Origin of the sequence: Sulfitobacter sp. CB2047, from assembly GCF_000735125.2 — a bacterium.
GTDB lineage: Bacteria > Pseudomonadota > Alphaproteobacteria > Rhodobacterales > Rhodobacteraceae > Sulfitobacter > Sulfitobacter pontiacus.
The window spans coordinates 26,924-46,301 of record NZ_CP072617.1 but is presented as its reverse complement, the minus strand read 5'-3'; the positions used below and the strand labels follow the sequence as shown (position 1 = coordinate 46,301).

The window sequence follows — 19,378 nt, the reverse complement described above, 5'->3', positions numbered from 1 at the left end:
AGTCAATATCGAGGATGGCAGTGGCGGATGCGCATCAGTTCTTACGCCACACGACGCGGTTCACGAAGTCGGTATAGCTGTGGATGATCCGCAGCACCTTTTCCGAGACGTTGTCGGCGGAATAGTCGTTGACCAGATTTAGCGCGCGATCCGCTCCGCGCGGTTGGCTGGCGAGGATGTCCAAACCCTGCAACACCCGCTCGGGATTCATGCCGGTCATCATCACCGCGCCTTCCTCCATTCCCTCGGGGCGTTCGTGGGTTTCGCGGATGTTCAGCGCCGGAAAGTTCAGGATCGAGCTTTCCTCGGTGATGGTACCGCTGTCCGACAGCACGGCGCGTGCGTTCATCTGCAACGCGTTGTAGTCAGAGAACCCGAAGGGCTTCATCTGCTGCACGCGCGGGTCCAGCTTCGCGCCGGTGGACGCGATCTTGTTGCGGGTGCGAGGATGGGTTGACAGGATCACCGGCAGGTCAAAGCGTTTGGGCAGCATGTTGAGGATGGCCACCAAGCCCTCGAACTGTTTCGGGTCTTCGATGTTTTCCTCACGGTGCGCGCTGACCACGAAATACCCGTGCTTCTCCAGCCCCAAGCGCGCGTGCACATCCGAGGTTTCGATACTGTCGGCATAGGCGGAAAGCACCTCGCGCATCGGGCTTCCGGTGACGATGACACGTTGTGGATCCAGCCCCTCGCGCAGTAGATACTCGCGGGCGATCTGGCTATAGGTCAGGTTGATATCCGCCGTATGATCGACGATCCGGCGATTGATCTCTTCGGGTACGCGCATGTCAAAGCAACGGTTCCCGGCCTCCATGTGGAACGCCGGGATCTTGAGCCGCTTGGCGCTGATCACAGCGAGGCAGGAATTCGTGTCGCCCAGCACCAAAACTGCATCTGGGCGATGCTCGGCTAGCACTTTGGCCGATTTCGCGATCACATGGCCGATGGTCTCGGCGGCCGTTTCGCCGGCAGCCTCGAGGAACACATCGGGTTTGCGCAAGCACAGATCCTCAAAGAAGATGCCGTTGAGCTCGTAGTCGTAATTCTGACCAGTATGCACGATCAAATGATCGCAATGCCGATCCAGCGCAGCCATCACGCGCGACAGTCGGATCAGTTCGGGCCGGGTGCCAACAATTGTGGCGACTTTGAGTTTGGTCATCAAAAAAAGTCCTGTCAAATTTTAAACTGCGCTGGGTTCACTGGTTCAGAGGATGGGCAATCGTATCCGGCCTCTCGCGGTCGAACAGTTCGTTCGCCCACAGCATGCAGATCAGCTCGTTCTCGCCGATATTGGTGATGTCATGGCTCCAGCCGGGCACAGTTTCCACGATCAGAGACTCGTCGCCCGTGGTGTCGATGCTGTGCGTTTCACCGGTATCGATGTTGAGGAACCGAAAGCGCGCGGTGCCTTTGAGTACCAGGAATTTCTCGGTCTTGGCATGGTGGTAGTGGCCGCCCCGCGTGATCCCCGGTCCGGCGGTGAAAAAACTGAATTGCCCCGACTGCTCGGTGCGCAGCATCTCGGCGAAGACGCCGCGCTCATCGCCGTGGCGGGTTACGGGGTAGGCGAAGGCCTCGACTGGCAGATAGCTGACATAGGTTGCATAGAGCGCACGACCTAGACCTGTGCTTGTCTCACCCACGGTATGGGTGTCGCGCACCGCACGAAAACCACGCAGCCGGTCCGCAAGATCTTGTAAGGTGATCCGGTATTCGGGCTCTACCGACGTAACCTGAACCCCTGGCACCGGTGCCGAGAGCCAAGTTAGCCAATTGTCGACGACGTCATCGACATGCACTAGGCGGATCTCGGCTAACGGGTCGCTAATGGTAATCGGAAGGTCGCGGGCGATGTTGTGACAGAAGGTGGCGACAACCGAATTGTAATTCGGGCGGCACCACTTGCCGAACACGTTGACCAGTCGGCAGATGTTTACAGCTGCCCCAGTCGCGGCACCAAGCGCACGTAGATGATTTTCGCCCGTTCGTTTGGATCGGCCGTAAGGCGTTTCGCGCTCTATCTGGATCGTCGATGCAGCGATTACGGGAACGGGCGCCGACCGGTCACGAAGCAGGGTACAGAGCCGCGCGGTGTACTGGTCGTTGACAGTGTCAAATTCGGCGTCGGTCTCGGGGCGGTTCGCTCCTGCCAAATGTACCACGACGTCGGCCCGTGCGACCATGTCCACCAGTTCCTTGTTGGTCGTGTTGCGCGTGGCGGGCAATACCGTGTGACCGGCCTCGGTTAGCCGTAACGCGAGATTTCGCCCTATGAACCCTGCGGCTCCGGTGATGAGAACCTGCATCTTAAACCTCCGGATCAGCGGTTTCGCCGGCGAGCGTTGCACGGATGAACGGCAGTTGAAGCAGAAGCGCCTTCATTCCTTCAATGTCCAGTTGATCCGTGTTCTCCGATGTGTAGTCAAAACTTTTGCTGATCTTGCTTTCGCCAGTGTCAGTATAAACGCCATAGTTCAGATCGCGCATGTCTGCCGGAACGCGGTAGTAATCGCCCAAGTCCATCGCCTGCGCGAGTTCTTCACGCGACAGTAGGGTCTCGTGCTTCTTCTCGCCGTGCCGGGTCCCGAGGATCCTGATCGGGTGTTTCGGCTTTTCGAAGAGCTCGAGCAGCGCCTTGGCAAGGACCATGATTGTCGCTGCGGGGGCTTTCTGCACTAGCACATCGCCAGTAGCACCATGTTCGTAACCGAACAGGACCAGATCTACCGCATGATCGAGGGTCATCATGAAACGGGTCATGTCAGGATCAGTGATGGTCAGCGACTCGCCAGCTTGGATCTGGCGCACGAAAAGCGGGATGACCGATCCGCGTGAGGCCATGACGTTACCATATCGTGTGCAGCAAATCGTCATGCGGTCGGGGTTGATGGCACGGGCCTTGCCGGTCGCGACTTTTTCCATCATCGCCTTTGAGGTGCCCATGGCGTTGATCGGATAGACGGCCTTGTCGGTCGACAGACAAATCATCTTCTGAATTCCAGAGCGATGCGCGGCGTCAATCACGTTGGCTGTCCCCAGAACGTTGGTCTGCACGGCTTCGAGTGGGAAAAACTCGCATGACGGAACCTGTTTTAGCGCAGCGGCATGGAACACGTAATCGACCCCGTGCATGGCATCGAGCAGGCTGTCGCGGTTACGGACATCGCCTAGGAAGAACTTGATCTTATCGCTACGATACCGCTTGCGCATGTCGTCCTGCTTTTTCTCGTCCCGGCTGAAAATGCGGATTTCTCGGACATCGGAATCGAGGAAGCGCCGCAGCACGGCGTTGCCGAAGCTGCCTGTGCCACCGGTTATCATGAGTGTTACGTCATCGAGCATTGAGAGATCCTTTCGGGAATTCGAGAAAAGTGCTTAGGGTCAAAGGATGATGGTTTTCGCACCGGTGGATCGTGTCAGGCGTTCTGCCGCTTCATTTCGTGCTTCGCCCAGTCCATATATTGCGCCAAGCCCGGTTTCATGGCAAACACGGGATTAAAGTCGAACCCGTCTCGTGCTGCGCTGATATCGGCCAGGCTATGCGCTACGTCTCCGGCCCGCTCGGGGCCATGCTGAATCGCGACCGGTGCATCGACATGCGCATTCACCGCTTGGGCAAGATCCAGTATGCTAATCTGCGTTCCGCTAGCGATATTGAACGCGCCCGAAGTTCCGCGGTTCTGGGCAGCCTTTAGGTTTGCCTGAACGACGTCATCGACATGAACAAAATCGCGGGTCTGCTGGCCATCACCAAAGATCGTGATTGGCTCACCACGCAGCGCGCGGAATGCAAAGATGGGGATCACATTACCATAAGCGTCGAACCGTTGGTTCGGCCCGTAGACATTGAAATAGCGTAAACAGATTGCCTCGATTCCGTAGACGTGAGCAAAGGCCAGCGACATCTTTTCGGTGTAGAGCTTCGACACGCCATAAGGGGTCAACGGGTCAATTGGGTGGTCCTCGGTGATCGGGATGGTTTTGAGTTCGCCATAGATCCCGGCCGACGACGAAACCACGACCTTGCGAACGCCAGCTGCCCGTGCGGCATCAAGCACCGTCAGTGTGCCGTTGACGTTGATCGCTGTGTCCTCGTCCGGATGGTCAATGGACCGCTTGTTGCCAACTGATGCCGCAAGGTGAAACACCACCTCGCACCCCGATACCGCGCGCGCGACCGCGTCCGCATCCCGGATGTCGCCTTTGATAAACTTCGCATCGGGCAAGGCCTCGAGATTGAGGGCATGACCGGAACTCAGGTCGTCAAGAATCGTCACCTCAGCCCCCTCACGCTGCAATGCCGTGCAGATATTCGATCCAATAAACCCCGCGCCGCCGGTCACAAGTGCTTTCATGTTTTCGTTCCTTTGTTGTTAGCGATGCTGACCGCCGTATTGATTAATTCACCCAAGGTGGCAACATGGGCCTGAACCGCAAAGGCCCTCTCGGCCTCGGCTCGGGCGGCGCGTCGCATGGTGACGCGTGCATCGGCATCAAGCGCAAGCGCGCGATCCAGAACCAGGCCCAGCGTCGGGGCGGTCGGTTCCGTGCATTCCAGCCCGGTCTCGCCATCGCGCAGATGGTCGGCCAGGTCACTGGTCAGGTTTGCTATGACCGGCGTGCCCAAGGCCAAGCTTTCGACAAATTTCGTCGGAAAGCCATGGGTCGAGACACGGTTCACCGCGCGCAGGAAGACGGTAAAGTCCGCCCCGCCCACGATCTCGGCCGAGCGGGCATGACTGACTTGCCCGTGGGCCCGCAGGGCTTTGGGGATCGTGCCTCCGCGCCGTTGCAGCGGCGGCCGACGGCGCAACTCGTCCTCGGTGACACCGGCGATATCCAGAACAATCCGCCCCCTGCCCGCATCGCGCTCAAGCACGCCTTCGATCACGATATCAATCAGATCCTTGCGGCCAGGCGATCCCGAATAGGCCAGCCGCAGCCGTCCATCCGGATCCGGATCGGTGGCGGTGATCTCATCAGTGTCGAACAGCGGCGGAACCCGCCCGACCGGCAGACCCTTTGCGTGATAATACCCCTCGAGCGCGCTACTTATCGCGATCACACTGTCGAGCCGCGGGATCAGCACCCGCATCGCGATCTCGGTATTCCACAGATAGGGCGAGGCGAGGAAGCGCAGCCGATTGGGTGCAGCATACCATTCAACGGCATCGAAGAGCAACGGGACACCCATGCGTCGCGCCCATCCTGTAAACTGAAGAAGATAAGGCGAATACCCGGAATAAAGGATTACGGCATCCGGCAGATCGGCCTGCGCCTCAAGCCACTGACGGCTGCGAGCACCCATCAGCGCATACCGTACGTAGCGCAGCGCCTTGGGCAGATGTTCCGCGTCACGCTCGTTGGTGCTGACACAGCGGATCCCGGGCGCAACATCGAATTGCGCGCCCCGCTCATCCGGGCGCTGCCCCGAAAGGACTACTACGTCATAGCCTGCCCCAAACAGCGCCTTGGCGTTGCCAAGGATCCTCCGCGCCGCAGCCCCACCCTCGGGGAACGCGACCGGGCCGACATAGGCGATCCAGGGGCGTTGCCTGCTCATGTTCTGGTCCTCCGGAAACGCCGCAGGAACCGATCAATTAAGACCCGCTCGTCCGGGCTGGCGGCCAGCCAATAGATCGCCAGGCCGAAGACCGTGAGATGCACAAGCCCGCCCAATAGCAAAGCCTTCCAGCCGCTCGGCAAATAGCGTTCAGCCAACAGGCCCAGAGCCGTCACCACCACCGCCAGCGGCAGGATGCCCCGCGCGGTTTCGAGCCAATAGCGCCCTATCTCCATACCGACCCGAAGCTTCAGCAGCAGCGCGATCAGCACATAGCCGACAAACACCGCAATCCCGGTGCTGATCGCTGCGCCAACCACGCCCCAGATCTGCAGCAGCGCCAGAGTCAGCGGGATATTTAGCAAGGCCATAGTCATCGTGATGGCCGAGCGCTGCCAATAAAGCCCCTTGACCTGCAAGATGATGTTGCGCGTATTCCCGCTGAGTTCCAGCGTATACGGTATCAGGATCGCGAGCATTACCCAATAGGCCGGTGCGAATTCAGGCCCCAGCCAAAGCACAAGAAACCGCTGACCCAAGATCGCCAGCGCACTGAGGATCACCAACAGGAACATCGCCTGGATCCTTGAAATCCGGATCATCAAATCTGTCAGCACCGTCGCATCCGCCCCTCGGTCGATCTGGCGAATGATTTCAGGGGTCATGACGCGCGAGAGAGCGGCGGCAAAGCTACCGAAATATTTGTTGAAGGTCACCCCAATTGAAAAAATGGCGACTGGCGCGGAACCCAAGACAGCCCCAATCAGGATGCTGTCAAGCTTCCAGAACAGGGTCTCGGCGATCATCACCACGAAAATTGGCGCGGCATAGCCACCCACGCGCCCCAGCGTCTCGCGGTCGGGTAACGCAAATCGGATCTGCGCATGCAACACGAAGACGGCATAGAAAATACGCAAAACAGCCTGCACGATTGCCAAAGCCGCCGAGACCATGACGACATCAACCGCATCGCCCCCGGTACGCAGAACAAGTACCATCACCAGAGCGGCCAAGACGGTCGCCGCGATTTCCATGCTCCGCAAGAAGACGAAGGACTCGGTCGCGGAGAGCAATGCACCGATCGGATTCAGCGCCACGATACTCGCAGCCCCTATCCCCGTGATTATGATCATCGCGCTGAGGGTCTCGACCTGCTCAGGCGTGTTGCTTGACCCGAAAACCGGTTCGGCCAACAGGCTCATCGTGTAAGCACCCAGCAGGACTAGCACACCGACACCACTGTAAAGCCCCAGCATTTTGGCCAGAAAGGCGTCGCGCTCGACGGGTTCGTTCTCGTGCGCCACGAAAAACCGCAAGACAGAGTCATTCATCCCGAAATCGAGAATATACAGATACGCTGCCAGCGCCCCGACCAGAGTATAGAGGCCATAGCCGTCCACTCCCAGCGACGAGACTAGGATCGGGGTGAAAAACAGCGTGACGACCAACTTAACGAAAATCAGCAGGTAGGACAGCGCTGCACCAGATACTCGTTTACTCATGCTGTGACCTATTGCCAAGAAACAAGGATTCCAACCGATCCAGCTTTTTGATGTCGTCCAACAACGCAACAGGATAGCCGCCCATGGCAAGCTTCTCGCAAAGGGCCTTGTCCGTGATCAACTGGGACAAGCCTGCAACGATGGCCTCTTCATCCTGCTCGACAACCAGCCCGTTGACGCCGTCTGTCAACTGCTCGTCTATGCCCGACACGCGTGTCGCGATGATCGGTTTTTCAAGCACCCGTGCCTCGTTGACCACGCCGCACAGCCCTTCGTAATTCGACAGCATGGCGACGATGTCGGCCGCGCGATACGCCGGAAAGGGGTTCTTCAGGCTGCCCAGCAGCGTCATGCAATCACCGATCCCCAGCGCGTCAATCTCGGCTTCCAGCCCCGCGCGATCCGAGCCTTCACCGGCGATATACCAGTGAAACCGATGCCCCTTGCCTTTCAAGGCTGCGCAGACACGCGCCATACGCAAAAGCGCTTTGGCCCGGTCGTTCAGGCGGCAGACGCTCAGGATGGTGACCGCGCCCTCGGGGCCTTGGTTGAAGGGTGCCGGCTCAAGTTCCGCCTGGCTGCGCATCTTTGCCGCGTCAAGAATGTTGTAGACCACAACATCCTTTCCCTCGGCCTCGGGGACAACCTGCACAAGCGACTTGCGCGAGACTTCGGACACGCAGATGAAATGGTCGATCCTGCTCGCTGCGTTACGCAGCACCCTGGCCACGCGACCTGTCGGATCTGCCCCAGACAAATCGTTCCGAATCCAGATCGCGCGCGTGCGGGCGCGAACGGTTTTGCGCACGAAATCGCTGGGCGTGCCCATCAAAAGGACCGCCGCCGCGTCATAGCGTCGAAACCGGAACGGCAGCATCCGCAGCGCGCCGATCAGGCGCATCGCGCCATAGCCCATCAGGTCGGGCAAGGTCAGCAGTTTACCACCCAGTCCCCGCGCCTTGGCAAAGCGCAGGCCAAGGGCGCGCGGGCGCAAGCGCACCAGCTTGACGCGGGGGTCGACCTCGGGCTCCATCGCGCCGCCCCCCGTGGTCAAGACCAGCGTGACGTCCCACCCCCGGTCGCAGAGGGCATGGATCATCCTCATGCTGGATTTTTCCGCGCCGCCGACGTTCAGGATGGGGTAATGAAACAGGACGCTCTTCATGAGTTCCCCTTTGACCGCATCCATGTGCGAAGCCCCCGCAACACCCGTTTGAGCCACGGTCCGCCATAGATGTTCGCCACCTGCCGCAAGATCGCGCGATCTTCCGTGACGTGTTCCAGCGTGTAGGCGCGCGCCTCGGTCAGGGCGTGGGCGTTGACGTCCTGACCGAGGCGGGTATGCACGCCGCTGCCGTCGTATCCGATGTTTCGCACGCGGTTTTCGACAGGGTAGATCGTGTGCCGCCCGCTCAATGTCTGCCACAGGCCAAAGCGGATCGACCAGGAATCGATCTTGCCGGCCAATTGGCGATGCAGACGGTCAACGCGGTCATTCCCCGCCGCGTTGAAACGCCGCCGCAAGGAAGGATCGCGCCAGAGCTTCGCGGCGCCGCGGGCTTCCCAATCGACTTCGGCCCAACGATCGGCCCAGGTGGCCCAGCATTGGCTGCAATTGCGCGGAATGGCCATGACGTCCTTTGCGTAGCCGGCGGGCCGTGCTCTGAAAGGCGAGAACCCGGTGATCGAGCCTACGGACTGGTCATCGGCGTAGAAGTTCAGGCAATCATTCATGAAATCGAGAAAATCGGGCGCGACCAGCACGTCGTCCTCGACCACGATGGCGCGCCCGGCCTTGTCCATTGCGGCGCTGACACCGCCGATGATCGACCGTGCCAGGCCCTTGTTGGCTTCGGACGCAATAACCCGAACCGACCCGAACTTGTCGCGCCACACTGGATCATTGGCCACCGTACGCACAGCCTCGACCTTGGTACGGTCGGCGTTCGGCTTGGGGCCATCGCAAAAGATCCACAGATCGCTTTCAGAGGCCCCTTGCGCCTGTGCGAGATGGGTCAGGGTCTGTGTCAGGTGGTCGGGGCGGTTATATCCGAACACGACGATCGGGGCGCGTGGGGTCATGCCTTCACCTCTGGGTGTTCTGCCATGATCGCCTCATAGGCAGTAACCAGGTCGGCCAGATTGTTGTCCGGGTCATGGGTTGTCAAAGCCCGCGCCCGCGCCGCTTGCGACAAACGCTGGGCCAGCATGCGATCCTCGAAGATTCGCCGGATCTGGAACGCGAGCATTGCGGGATCGTCGGGACGATAGAAAAGCGCTTCGACCTCATCGCGCGCCATGGAAGGCGCCCCGCCCGCATAGGCGGAAACGGTGGGCACGCCCAATATCATCGCCTCACCCAGCGTGTTCGGGCTGTTCTCGATGATCGAGGCCATCAGACAGACATGCGACTGCGCCATCCGGTCGGCCATCTGACGGGCATTCAGGACACCAGTGAAACGGACATTCGGTTCGACCCCCAGTTTGCGGATCATGTCCAGCAGATAGACCGGGTAGCCGACATAGCGTTTGGGCGATCGGCGCGGCAAGGTGCGCGGATCCTGACCTGCTATGTGCAAGGTGGCCGTCGGGAAATAACGCAACAGTTGCGCCAATGCCTGCACGACAACATGCGCACCTTTTCGCGGCGATGCCCCGTTTCCGATAAAGATCGAGAACTCCTCGCACGCATCATTGGCCCAGGCGGCTTTATAGAACACGTCGCGCAAGATCCGCGCGCAGTGATGATAGGTTGCGTCCGGTGACAACGCTTTCGCCTGGGCCTGATCCCACAGGGTTCGTCCCATAATATGGTTCGCCGACTGCATGGCCAACCGTTCGGATGGCAGCCTCGGCATGAACTGTCGCTGGCGCTTGAACAAGAGCGCCGCCGCCGTCAACATGAGGCGCGGGCGCAATGGGTTCAGCATCGAGAATACAGGCAGGCGTCCCAGTTCGTAGCTGGCATAACCATTCAACACGCCTTGCATCGACAACAGGCGCGGCCCCGTCCAGGTGTTCAAGAAACGCCGCGCGTGGCGCATCTCGGCCCCTTCCACATGCAAGATATCGGGCATGAAATCGGCCAGGACGTGGCTAACATCTGCTTGGGCCACGTCGAACCGGTCGCGTTGCTGCGGCAGCGCGTAATAGGTGATGCCGTCTACCTCGACCTTCTGGAAGCGGCGAGACTCGGACCGCATGGCAACGGCGATCTCGAACCCTGCCAGACGCGCCAACCGGCTGGTCATCAGAGTCAGCCAACCGCCGAATGGGGTCGGTTTCAAACCCAGCGCGGGCGCTGCGGCTGGAAGGTCAATATTCGATGTCCACAGAACGCGGATCACGCGGTCGGTCATTTGAGGCCCCGCAAGTTTTCAAGGAAAGCGCGGGCATCGTCTTGCCAGGCGCGCATGTCAAAAGTGTTTTCTCGACGACAGGTGTTGATCATCGCGGCGCGCCGGTCAGGGGGCATCGTGATGGCACGACGCAAGGCGTCGTCGACATCCGCATCGGCGATGCTGGCAGCCATGATTCCGTTCTCTCCGTCGCGCAGATACAGCGGGATATCGCTGGTCGGGTTTGAGATGACCGGCACGCCCAGTGCCGAGGCCTCGACGAATTTGGTGGCGAAACCGGTGTTGGATACCCGGTTGGATTCGCGAAAGAACACCGAGAAATCCGCATCGCGCAACAGCGCAATGGACGCGCTGTGAGGAACGCGATTCAGAAACCTGAGCTTTCCCTCCATCGCGTCGAGTCGCGACTGGTCCAAGGGCTGGATGGCAAGGTATTGTTCGCGCGTCATGCCCGCGACCGAAATGCGGAAATCGTGCCCCTCGGCCGTCAACCTTGCCAGCGATGCGATCATGAGCGGCAGCCGATCCTTGTGCATCCCTAAGCCTGGAGAGCCGGAATAAACAAGATGCGCAGGCCGCGCAGGGTCGGGAGCCGGGCTGCGCTGCCATTCGGGACGCGTTGTGTCCAGAACGAAGGGCCACAGAACCGTGTGCTGCCCCGCGACATGCGCTTGAAACCACCGCGAAGCGCAACTGACATTGCCTGCCAGCCTCGTCAGAACCCGCATGCGCATCGCAACGCCGGTCAACCGCCACAGGTTCCGCAGGATCTTGCGCCCCTCCCAACCATACCATTCGGTGCAATCAAGGATCGGCGCAATGCCTCGCCGCCGGGCCTGGCGGATCATCGACCACGCCCCCCGCGCTGGGTAATTATAGCACAAGACTGCAAGCACCTGCTCTGCTCCCTGCTCGTCGACGACCTGCATGAGCGGATCTGCGCTGACGACATAGTTGGCGCAAGGGTTGTTCGCGATCGGTTGGCCGATGTCGCGACACGTCACGCCGTCGAGCAGGACACCGGCGCGACTGCGCGCGGCCTTGGGCGCATCCTTGAACTTGCCCATGACGATCACCTGATAGCCAAGGCTCTGGATCATTTGCGCCAAACCCAATGCCCGAACAGCCGAGGCGTTGCGCGTATCCAGCCCATAGCCACCCGCAAGGATTACGATATTACGCATGGGCTGCCTCGCTTCGGATCTGTTCTTTGGGATTTGGCCGCGATTTCATCGCCGCGTAAACCAAGGGGTAGATGACGAAAACCGTGATCCCTGCCGCCAAGAAGTGCTTGTTCAAGCCGAAGACCAGCAAGACTGCAGCCAAAGTCCCAAGGGCAACACCAGCCCCCCCGGACACGGCATGCAGGCTCCGTAGGGCGCGGATCTGAACGAAGGAGATGAGATAGACTAGGACAGCCCCGATCACTATGCCCCAACGGGCAAAAGCGTCGAGGATCGTCGAGTGCTTGCCTACGTCGGTATAGTACAACACACCCCAAAGTGGAGACCTGAGGAACAGCGTTGCACTACGCATATAACGTTCGATCCGATCTTGCGCCGTCCCCAACGCGGCATCGGCTTGCAAGGAGGCCAGCAGGTCATTGATCTTGAGTGTGTAATTGGTCCCCTCGGCAAAGTTGCGCAGCACGAGCAGAACCTCGATCAAAATCGCCTGGCCGAAGAGGACCAGAAAGACTGTTGCGAACAGCGCAGAAAACAGCCGAATATTGTTGAGGCGCCACAGAATTAGCGTCAGTGACATAACAACGGTCAGAACCAGAACGGCCGTCGAGAACTGCGATAGGACGATCAAAGATAGGGATGCCGCCGTCAGATACCAGATTGTCAGCCGCGGAAGTAGAGGAAATGCTGTCAGGAAACGCGGCGGATGAAGCCGATCAATCAAGCGCGGCCGCAACGACAAAATTGTCAGCACCGGAACCAAAAGCACGGCACCATAAGCCATTGCATAGCCCCCGACCCCCAGAGCACTGAGTTGTTCGGCTTCAGCGCCCGAACGAACAAGCACACGCATCGCTCGCGCGTCGATCGTCGAGAGATAAGCAAGTGTCGAGGTTATCCAGACGACATTCAGGCCGACCACTAGCCAGAAAACAGGATAGAGGCTGGCCATCTCGTTGCGACGTGCCTGCTGCGCCAGCAGGAAGAACAACAGGATATAAAGCTGAATACTACTGATAATCCCACTGACCCCGTGGGTCATAACCTCGAAAAACATGGTATAAGCCGTGTAAACAAACACCATCAACACAGGCAAGGTTGGCGCGCGCACGATCCCACGCGGCCGCTCAGCTTCGATTAAAAGCCAACATCCCACAGCACCTACAGAGGCCAGGCGCGCGACGCCACTATACGCCAGCGGCGGCGTCAAAGCCCAAACGCACACCACCATCACGCAGGCAGTCTGTATTGCCATGGGAGTGACTTTGATTTTCATTCGAGACGCCTAGCTTTTCCACGTTCGTTTAGATCGGACATCATGGAAACAGGCGTAGCTGCGACGTCGCAAGCGCCGGCGTGGAACAAGATCACCGGCAATACCGCGAAGGCGCCCAATCCATCTATCTCGGGTCGATAGGCATGCGCCCGATCAAACATCGTAGTAATCCCGATACCAGCGGACGAAACGGGCGACGCCTTCGCGGAACGGGGTTTGCGGGCGATAGCCGGTCAGTTGCTGCAGTACCGAGGCGTCGGCCCAGGTTGCGGGCACGTCGCCGGTTTGCATCGGCATATAGTTGCGGATCGCCTTCTGGCCGATCTCCTCTTCGATCGCGTCGATGAAATCGAGTAATCGCACCTTGTCGGAATTGCCGATATTCACCACTCGGAAAGGAGCCGCCGGCGAGAGGCTATCTCCTACCACTGCGGTATCAGGGCCGTTAGGTACGGCGTCAATCAATAGAGCTATTCCGCGCACCAGGTCGGTGACATAGGTGAAGTCGCGGTACATGTCGCCGTTGTTGTAAATGTCGATCGGCGTCCCTTCGAGGATGCCTTTGGTGAACTTGAACAGGGCCATGTCAGGTCGACCCCAGGGACCATAGACCGTGAAGAAACGGAACATTGTGGTCGGCAGGTCGTAGATATGAGCATAGGAATGGCCCATAGACTCGTTGGCTTTCTTGGTGGCCGCATAAATCGTGAGCTGTGTGTCGGCCTTTTGTGTTTCGGAGAATGGCATTTCAGTGTTTGCGCCATAGGCTGAGCTGGTTGAAGCCATGAGGAGGTGTTTAACAGGTACATTACGCGCAGCCTCCATTATATTGAAAGTGCCGACGATATTGGCGTCAATATAGGCGCGCGGATTCTCGAGGCTGTAACGTACACCAGCCTGCGCTGCGAGATGCACAATAACGTCAGGTTTAGCGGCGTTTACAGCTGTCTGCACGGCATTGTTGTCTTCGAGCATGGCCTGCGTGAAGAAGAAGTTCGGATGCTGACGGAGCATCTCGATGCGTCGTTCTTTGAGCCGTACATCATAGTAGTCAGTCATGCCGTCAAAGCCCGCAACGTTCCAACCTTGCTGCAAGAGATGCTCTGCCAAATGAAAGCCGATGAACCCACCGGTTCCTGTGATGAAAGCTGTTCTCAACGTCCTACCCCTATGTATTTTGTGAAACCGGCCAATCTGGCGGCATCCTCTTCGTAGATGTTTCGTAGATCAGCCATGGCTGGTGAGGTCATACTCGTTGCAATTCGAGTAAGGTCAAGCGCGCGAAAGGCGTTCCATTCGGTTAATATTACGATTGCGTCCGCTCCGTCGCCGGCCGAATAGGGGTCTTCCATCCAATCTACCCCCGCAAGCAAGGCTTCGCCCTCCTTGCGACCTTGTGGATCCACAACCCGTACCGTGGCTCCGCCGCCTACGAGAGCCGGCACTATCGTTAAGGCTGGCGCATCGCGCATGTCGTCGGTTTCGGGTTTGAAGGTGACGCCAAGCACCGCGATGGTTTTGCCGTTGACTGATCCTCCGCAAAGATCGATCACTTTGTCGATCATTCGACGTTTGGTTGTATCGTTGACCATTATCGCCGACTCGACGATGCGCTGTGGAACGCCGTGTTCTTGCCCGATCCTCGTTAGGGCAGAGGTGTCTTTGGGAAAACAGGAGCCACCATAACCTGGGCCAGCATGGAGAAATTTGTTACCTATCCTTCCATCTAGCCCCATGCCCCTTGCAACGGTTTTCACGTCGGCACCGACCCGTTCGCACAGAGCGGCGATATCGTTGATGAAGCTGATCTTGGTGGCGAGAAACGCATTCGCCGCGTATTTGATCATCTCGGCGGTCTCGAGGTCAGTATAGACTATGGGGAAGTCGCGCAGGTAGAGTGGCCGATAGATACCCCCCATAACCGATTGTGCACGCTCTGTTTCAACGCCGACGATAACCCGGTCGGGTTTCATGAAGTCCTCAATCGCCGCACCTTCGCGCAGGAATTCAGGGTTTGAGGCGACGTCAAAGTCAGCATTTGGATTGGCTGCGCGGATCGTTTCCGCGACTTTGCGATTGGTGCCGAGGGGGACGGTCGATTTGGTCACGACGACCGCATAATCGGTAAGTGCATGAGCGATGTCCTCAGCCGCCGTCATCACATAACTTAGATCTGCGTGTCCGTCGCCACGACGGGTTGGAGTTCCTACAGCAATGAAAACAGCGTCTGCTCCTTCTACTGCCGATGCCAAATCCGTCGTGAAGGTCAAGCGCCCAGCGGCGACATTTCGCTCTAGTACGGCGTCGAGACCTGGCTCGTAGATCGGCACTTCGCCTCGCTCAAGCATTGTAATCTTCTCAGGCAACTTGTCGACACAGACAACGTCATGCCCGAAATCGGAGAAGCAGACGCCAGATACAAGGCCAACATAGCCGGTTCCAATCATTGCAATTTTCATTGTGGGGAGATCCTGTGTAGTCGCAAACTTATATTTTGTCTCATGTTCGGATTCTTTTTGTGCAACTCTTAATGAATTTGGGCGAAGGCAATTATACGGGCTATTAGATTTTTCGCTTTTCGTGTGTGGTTTCAGGCAACTCGCTTTGTAGCATCTCAATCTCGTGTTTCAGAGCTTCATACTCAGCCACCTTCCGCGCCAAGAATGACCGCGTGAGCGCCGCACGTTTTGCGATCCCCTTCGAGGTCAGCACATAGGCGTATCTTCGTTTATCCTTTGCCGCCGTGAAGTTGCCCAATTTCACTAGCCCTTTGTCCACCAAAGCGTTGAGCACGTAGTTGATGCGGCCCACGCTCACGCCCACGGCTTTTGCCAAGTCGCGTTGCGACATTTCAGGGTTTTCCTGAAGCAATCGCAGTATGCGGAAGTGCATGTCTTCTTGAAGTTGGGAGCGTGTCATATGGCTGTGATCTTGGCAGGCTACCGCACTAGAGCTGCCTGTACGGCGCTCCGTGAAAGTTTAGCTGGCGTGACGAATAGATATTCCATCGTTCAAATTTGAGCAGTAGCGAAAGGTTAATTAATAGGCAACCGTAAAAGTCGAGGTTTAGGACTAAGGTGCGACGCCCTCGATGTTGCAATCGTTCGAAATTGAACGGTATATGGCGTCGTGGTTTGTTAAGGGGTGTGAGATGACACAGAATGTCGCCGAATGTGAGATGAGTTGGTTCTTGGCTCAGTTGAAGCCGAACAGCGCACAGATTGCAAAACGCAATCTCGAACGGCAGGCGTTTGAGACGTTTCTCCCTCTCGAAGAGACCACACAGCAGCGGTCTAGTCGTTTTGTGACCGCGCGGCGCCCCCTCTTCCCTGGCTACATCTTTGTCGCGTTCAGTGCTGCTCAAGGCTGCTGGCGGGCTGTCAATTCAACGCAAGGTATCACGCGGCTGGTCAGCTTTGGTCGCGCGCCCGCGCCAGTGCCGGACGGGCTTGTGGATGGATTAAAGGCGCGATGCGACAGTATGGGCAAACTGGTCGCGGCGTCCGCTCTCGCGACGGGGGACGCCGTGACGTTTACCAAAGGCCCGTTCTCTGATTTTGTCGGAGAGGTCGAGAAGATCGATGCGGATCGCCGCGTTTGGATCTTGATGGACCTCATGGGCGGACAGACGCGCGTGAGAGCGGAAGAGGCGCAGTTGCGGGCGGTTTAGTGCGCCCCTTCGCTGCCCTGCGTCACCTTTTCCAACCTCATCGACATAAAGCCGAGGGTCATCACCGCACCAGACAGGATGAGGAGCAGGAGGCCTGACACTGCCGTTCCGAGGATCTGGAGCGCGTCTAGCCAAGTGTAGTTTTGGCCTGTTTCGGCAAGAATGTTGTGAGCTACTCCCCATTTGTTGGACAGGATCTGGCGTAATTTAAGCTACTCTTTGCACCTGCTGATCGGTTTGGGTTGTTTCATTTCGCTGCCAATAGATCACAGCGGGTGGTTGACCGCCAAGGGCGGAATGTGGGCGCGAGACTGTGCAGAATTTTGTGCGTGACGCGTTTTCTTACGCCATCGGGAAGCGGTCTTCGAACATGATGGCAAGCTGAGATCTGACAGCGTGCCATTCGCGGACCGAACGCTTCCACTCGGTCGATGTAGCATTGAGCGCCAGATAGATCAATTTCGCCGCAGCGTCGTCGCTTGGGAAATGACCTCGGGTTCTGACGGCACGGCGAATTTTCGAGTTCAAGGCCTCAATGGAATTCGTGGTGTAGATCAGCCTGCGGACCTCGGGCGGGTAATCGAGGAACGGGATGACCTCGTTCCAGGCCCGGCGCCAGCTCGGCGCGATCGCCGGATACTGCCTTGCCAGATCGCTGTCCTCGAACTCAGCCAGAGCCAGTTCTGCCGCCTCGACGTCCACGGCCGTGTAGATCGCCTTGAGGGCGGCGGCGACGGCCTTGCGGTCCTTGTAGCTGGCGAAGTTCATGGAATGGCGCAGCAGATGGACGATGCAGGTCTGGATCCGAGTCTGGGGGAATGCGGCCTCGATGGCCTGGGGAAAGCCCTTCAGCCCGTCCACGACGGCGATGAGGATGTCCTGGACGTATGAGGAGGGTCAGGAAACGATCCGGGGGATCGTTTCCCCGACGATTGGGTTGCGCAGGTCGCTGAGCACTTTGGCCCAGAACTTCGCGCCCTCATTGGCCTGAAACCACAGGCCCAGAACGTCCCGCGTGCCATCCGGCAGCACCGCGAGGGCTACGAAGACCGCCTTGTTCGAGACCGCCCCGTCGCTGCGGATATTGACCCGGATCGCGTCCATGAAGACGATCGGATAGCACGGCTCCAGCGGGCGGTTCTGCCAGGCGGTGACCTCCTCCATGACCGCGTCGGTGATCGCGGAAATCAGGCTGGGCGAGGCCTCGACGCCGTAGATTTCCTCGATATGCCCCTAGATCTCTCGGGTCGTCATTCCCCGGGCATACATGATGACAATCTTGCGGTCGAATTCAGGAAAGCGCCGCTGATACTTCGCGATCAGCATCGGATCGAAGGTGCCGTTCCGGTCGCGGGGAATGTCCAGAACCACCTTGCCGCTGTCCATGGTCACGGTCTTCTGGCTGCTGCCATTGCGCCGATTGGGCGGCTGGTTCTGGCCCTCAGGCGCATCATCTGCGCGCTCTTCATCGAGATGGACATCCATCTCTGTGCTCAGCGCGCGTTCCGCCAGCGCCTTGGTCAGCTCCGCCAGGATGCCGCTCTTGCCAAACAGGTCACCGGGTGAACGCCCTTCCATCAGACGGTCCAGCAAGTCTTTGTCGATGCTCATACGTGGGTCTCCTCTGTGAGCAGTTACCACGTCAGCGCACAAAATTCAGGATAGTCCCGTGGGCGCTTGCGATTATAGAACTCGATCCACTTGCCGACACCTGCTTTCGCTTCCGACCCGGTCTCCCAGGCATGCAGGTAGACACACTCGTATTTCAGAGATCGCCAGAGCCGTTCTACGAAGATGTTGTCGAGGAACCGTCCCTTGCCATCCATTGAGATACCCACGCCGGATCGGCGCAACCGGTCCGTCCAGACGAATGACGTGAACTGACTGCCCTGGTCGGTGTTCATAATCTATGGCGGGCCGAACTTGTGGATGGCTTCGTTCAGCGCATCGACGCAAAACCCTGCTTCCAGCGTGTTTGATATCCGCCATGCCAGTACCTTACGTGTGTGCCAGTCCATGATCGCGACCAGATACAAGAAGCCGCGCCGCATGGGCAGATAGATGATATCCGAGCACCAGACCTGATTGGGCCGATCCACACGCAGACCGCGCAGAAGATAGGGGTAGATCTTGTGCCCCTTCGCGGCTTTGCTTGTGTTGGGCTTTTGATAGATCGGCATGAGGCCCATCAGCCGCATTAGCCGTCTGATCCGCTTCTCGTTCACGAGATGGTCGTCATTCCGCAGGTGCCATGTCATCTGGCGCACCCCGTAAAACGGGGTCTCAAGGAACTGCTTGTCGATCACGCGCATCAGATCGAGATTCATTTCACTTTCGCCCTTGGGCTCGTAGTAAAACGATGATCGCGAGATCGACAACAGCTTGCATTGCTTGCTGATGGGCAGGTTGGCGTTGGCAGGCTCAATCATCTTGCGCCTCACTTGCCGGTCCAGGGTTTGAGCTTTTTGGCCAAAAAATCGTTGGCGACGGCCAACTCCCCAATCTTGGCATGCAGGTCTTTCATTTGTTCTTCATCGACTTCCGGTGCCTTCCGGCCACCGCGCTCAAATACGCCTGACGCGCCTTCGAGTAGAGCACGCTTCCATTGATGGATCATTGTTGGATGCACTCCAAACCGACTGGCCAGCTCGCTGACTGTTTCTTCGCCCTTCAGCGCTTCCAACGCCACCTTGGCTTTGAACTCTGGGTGATGTTGTTTCCGTTTAGACATATCTGATCTCCTTCGTGGTGAAGATCAGCAGACTACAAATCGCAGCTTACGTCTGTGTCCGAACTTCAGGGGGTAGCTCAAACATAC

At 58.3% G+C, this 19,378-nt stretch carries 15 protein-coding genes and 2 pseudogenes; 1 reads left to right on the top strand and 16 read right to left on the bottom strand.

The genetic code is table 11. From position 1 onward, the window contains the following. Positions 1–34: 34 nt before the first annotated feature. The 14 genes from wecB to IV89_RS18425 all read right to left on the bottom strand — a co-directional run bounded on the left by wecB (position 35) and on the right by IV89_RS18425 (position 15,809). Positions 35–1,165 carry a UDP-N-acetylglucosamine 2-epimerase (non-hydrolyzing) gene (gene wecB / locus IV89_RS18490; RefSeq protein ID WP_037941538.1) on the bottom strand — a complete coding sequence of 377 codons (1,131 nt, stop codon included), beginning with the start codon at positions 1,163–1,165 and terminating at the stop codon, positions 35–37. A 37-nt stretch (positions 1,166–1,202) separates the two neighbouring features. After that, entirely contained in the window at positions 1,203–2,312 is a 1,110-nt protein-coding gene (locus IV89_RS18485; RefSeq protein ID WP_037941539.1) for an NAD-dependent epimerase/dehydratase family protein, read from the bottom strand. A gap of 1 nt (position 2,313) precedes the next feature. Further along, entirely contained in the window at positions 2,314–3,348 is a 1,035-nt protein-coding gene (locus IV89_RS18480; RefSeq protein ID WP_037941540.1) for a polysaccharide biosynthesis protein, read from the bottom strand. Between the two features lie 74 nt (positions 3,349–3,422). Beyond that, positions 3,423–4,361, bottom strand: coding sequence for an SDR family NAD(P)-dependent oxidoreductase (locus IV89_RS18475; protein ID WP_037941541.1), 939 nt, complete (start codon positions 4,359–4,361; stop codon positions 3,423–3,425). Next, positions 4,358–5,569: a glycosyltransferase gene (locus IV89_RS18470; RefSeq protein WP_051843802.1), complete on the bottom strand. Its 1,212-nt coding sequence runs from the start codon at positions 5,567–5,569 to the stop codon at positions 4,358–4,360. The genes IV89_RS18475 and IV89_RS18470 overlap by 4 nt, the downstream gene beginning before the upstream one ends. Next, the gene (locus IV89_RS18465) at positions 5,566–7,089 is read right to left on the bottom strand and encodes an oligosaccharide flippase family protein (RefSeq protein ID WP_152553131.1); all 1,524 of its coding nucleotides are present in this window, start codon (positions 7,087–7,089) and stop codon (positions 5,566–5,568) included. Before IV89_RS18465 ends, IV89_RS18470 begins: the two co-directional genes overlap by 4 nt. Beyond that, complete coding sequence (locus tag IV89_RS18460) at positions 7,064–8,236, bottom strand: glycosyltransferase (protein ID WP_037941543.1); 1,173 nt, start codon at positions 8,234–8,236, stop codon at positions 7,064–7,066. The genes IV89_RS18465 and IV89_RS18460 overlap by 26 nt, the downstream gene beginning before the upstream one ends. Further along, positions 8,233–9,153 (bottom strand): glycosyltransferase, encoded by a 921-nt coding sequence (locus IV89_RS18455; RefSeq protein WP_051843803.1) that lies wholly within the window; start codon positions 9,151–9,153, stop codon positions 8,233–8,235. The genes IV89_RS18460 and IV89_RS18455 overlap by 4 nt, the downstream gene beginning before the upstream one ends. Continuing rightward, entirely contained in the window at positions 9,150–10,430 is a 1,281-nt protein-coding gene (locus IV89_RS18450) for a glycosyltransferase (protein ID WP_037941544.1), read from the bottom strand. Before IV89_RS18450 ends, IV89_RS18455 begins: the two co-directional genes overlap by 4 nt. Next, positions 10,427–11,614, bottom strand: coding sequence for a glycosyltransferase (locus IV89_RS18445; protein ID WP_037941545.1), 1,188 nt, complete (start codon positions 11,612–11,614; stop codon positions 10,427–10,429). The genes IV89_RS18450 and IV89_RS18445 overlap by 4 nt, the downstream gene beginning before the upstream one ends. Beyond that, on the bottom strand, positions 11,607–12,890 hold the full coding sequence (locus IV89_RS18440) for a hypothetical protein (protein WP_037941547.1): 1,284 nt from the start codon (positions 12,888–12,890) through the stop codon (positions 11,607–11,609). Before IV89_RS18440 ends, IV89_RS18445 begins: the two co-directional genes overlap by 8 nt. Positions 12,891–13,043: 153 nt before the next feature. Next, positions 13,044–14,048: an SDR family NAD(P)-dependent oxidoreductase gene (locus IV89_RS18435; RefSeq protein WP_037941549.1), complete on the bottom strand. Its 1,005-nt coding sequence runs from the start codon at positions 14,046–14,048 to the stop codon at positions 13,044–13,046. Beyond that, complete coding sequence (locus IV89_RS18430; RefSeq protein WP_037941551.1) at positions 14,045–15,349, bottom strand: UDP-glucose/GDP-mannose dehydrogenase family protein; 1,305 nt, start codon at positions 15,347–15,349, stop codon at positions 14,045–14,047. The genes IV89_RS18435 and IV89_RS18430 overlap by 4 nt, the downstream gene beginning before the upstream one ends. 103 nt (positions 15,350–15,452) lie before the next feature. Continuing rightward, positions 15,453–15,809: a MarR family EPS-associated transcriptional regulator gene (locus IV89_RS18425; RefSeq protein WP_081858731.1), complete on the bottom strand. Its 357-nt coding sequence runs from the start codon at positions 15,807–15,809 to the stop codon at positions 15,453–15,455. Between the two features lie 232 nt (positions 15,810–16,041). On the opposite strand from IV89_RS18425, the gene IV89_RS18420 reads away from it, so the two are divergent. Beyond that, a complete protein-coding gene (locus tag IV89_RS18420; protein WP_037941562.1) occupies positions 16,042–16,560 on the top strand; it encodes a transcriptional activator RfaH in 519 nt (172 codons plus the stop codon). 342 nt (positions 16,561–16,902) lie between these two features. Here the strand turns inward: IV89_RS18420 and IV89_RS18415 are convergent. Continuing rightward, positions 16,903–18,171 (bottom strand): annotated as a pseudogene (locus IV89_RS18415) (IS256 family transposase). Between the two features lie 23 nt (positions 18,172–18,194). Beyond that, positions 18,195–19,291 (bottom strand): annotated as a pseudogene (locus IV89_RS18410) (IS3 family transposase). Positions 19,292–19,378: the final 87 nt, after the last annotated feature.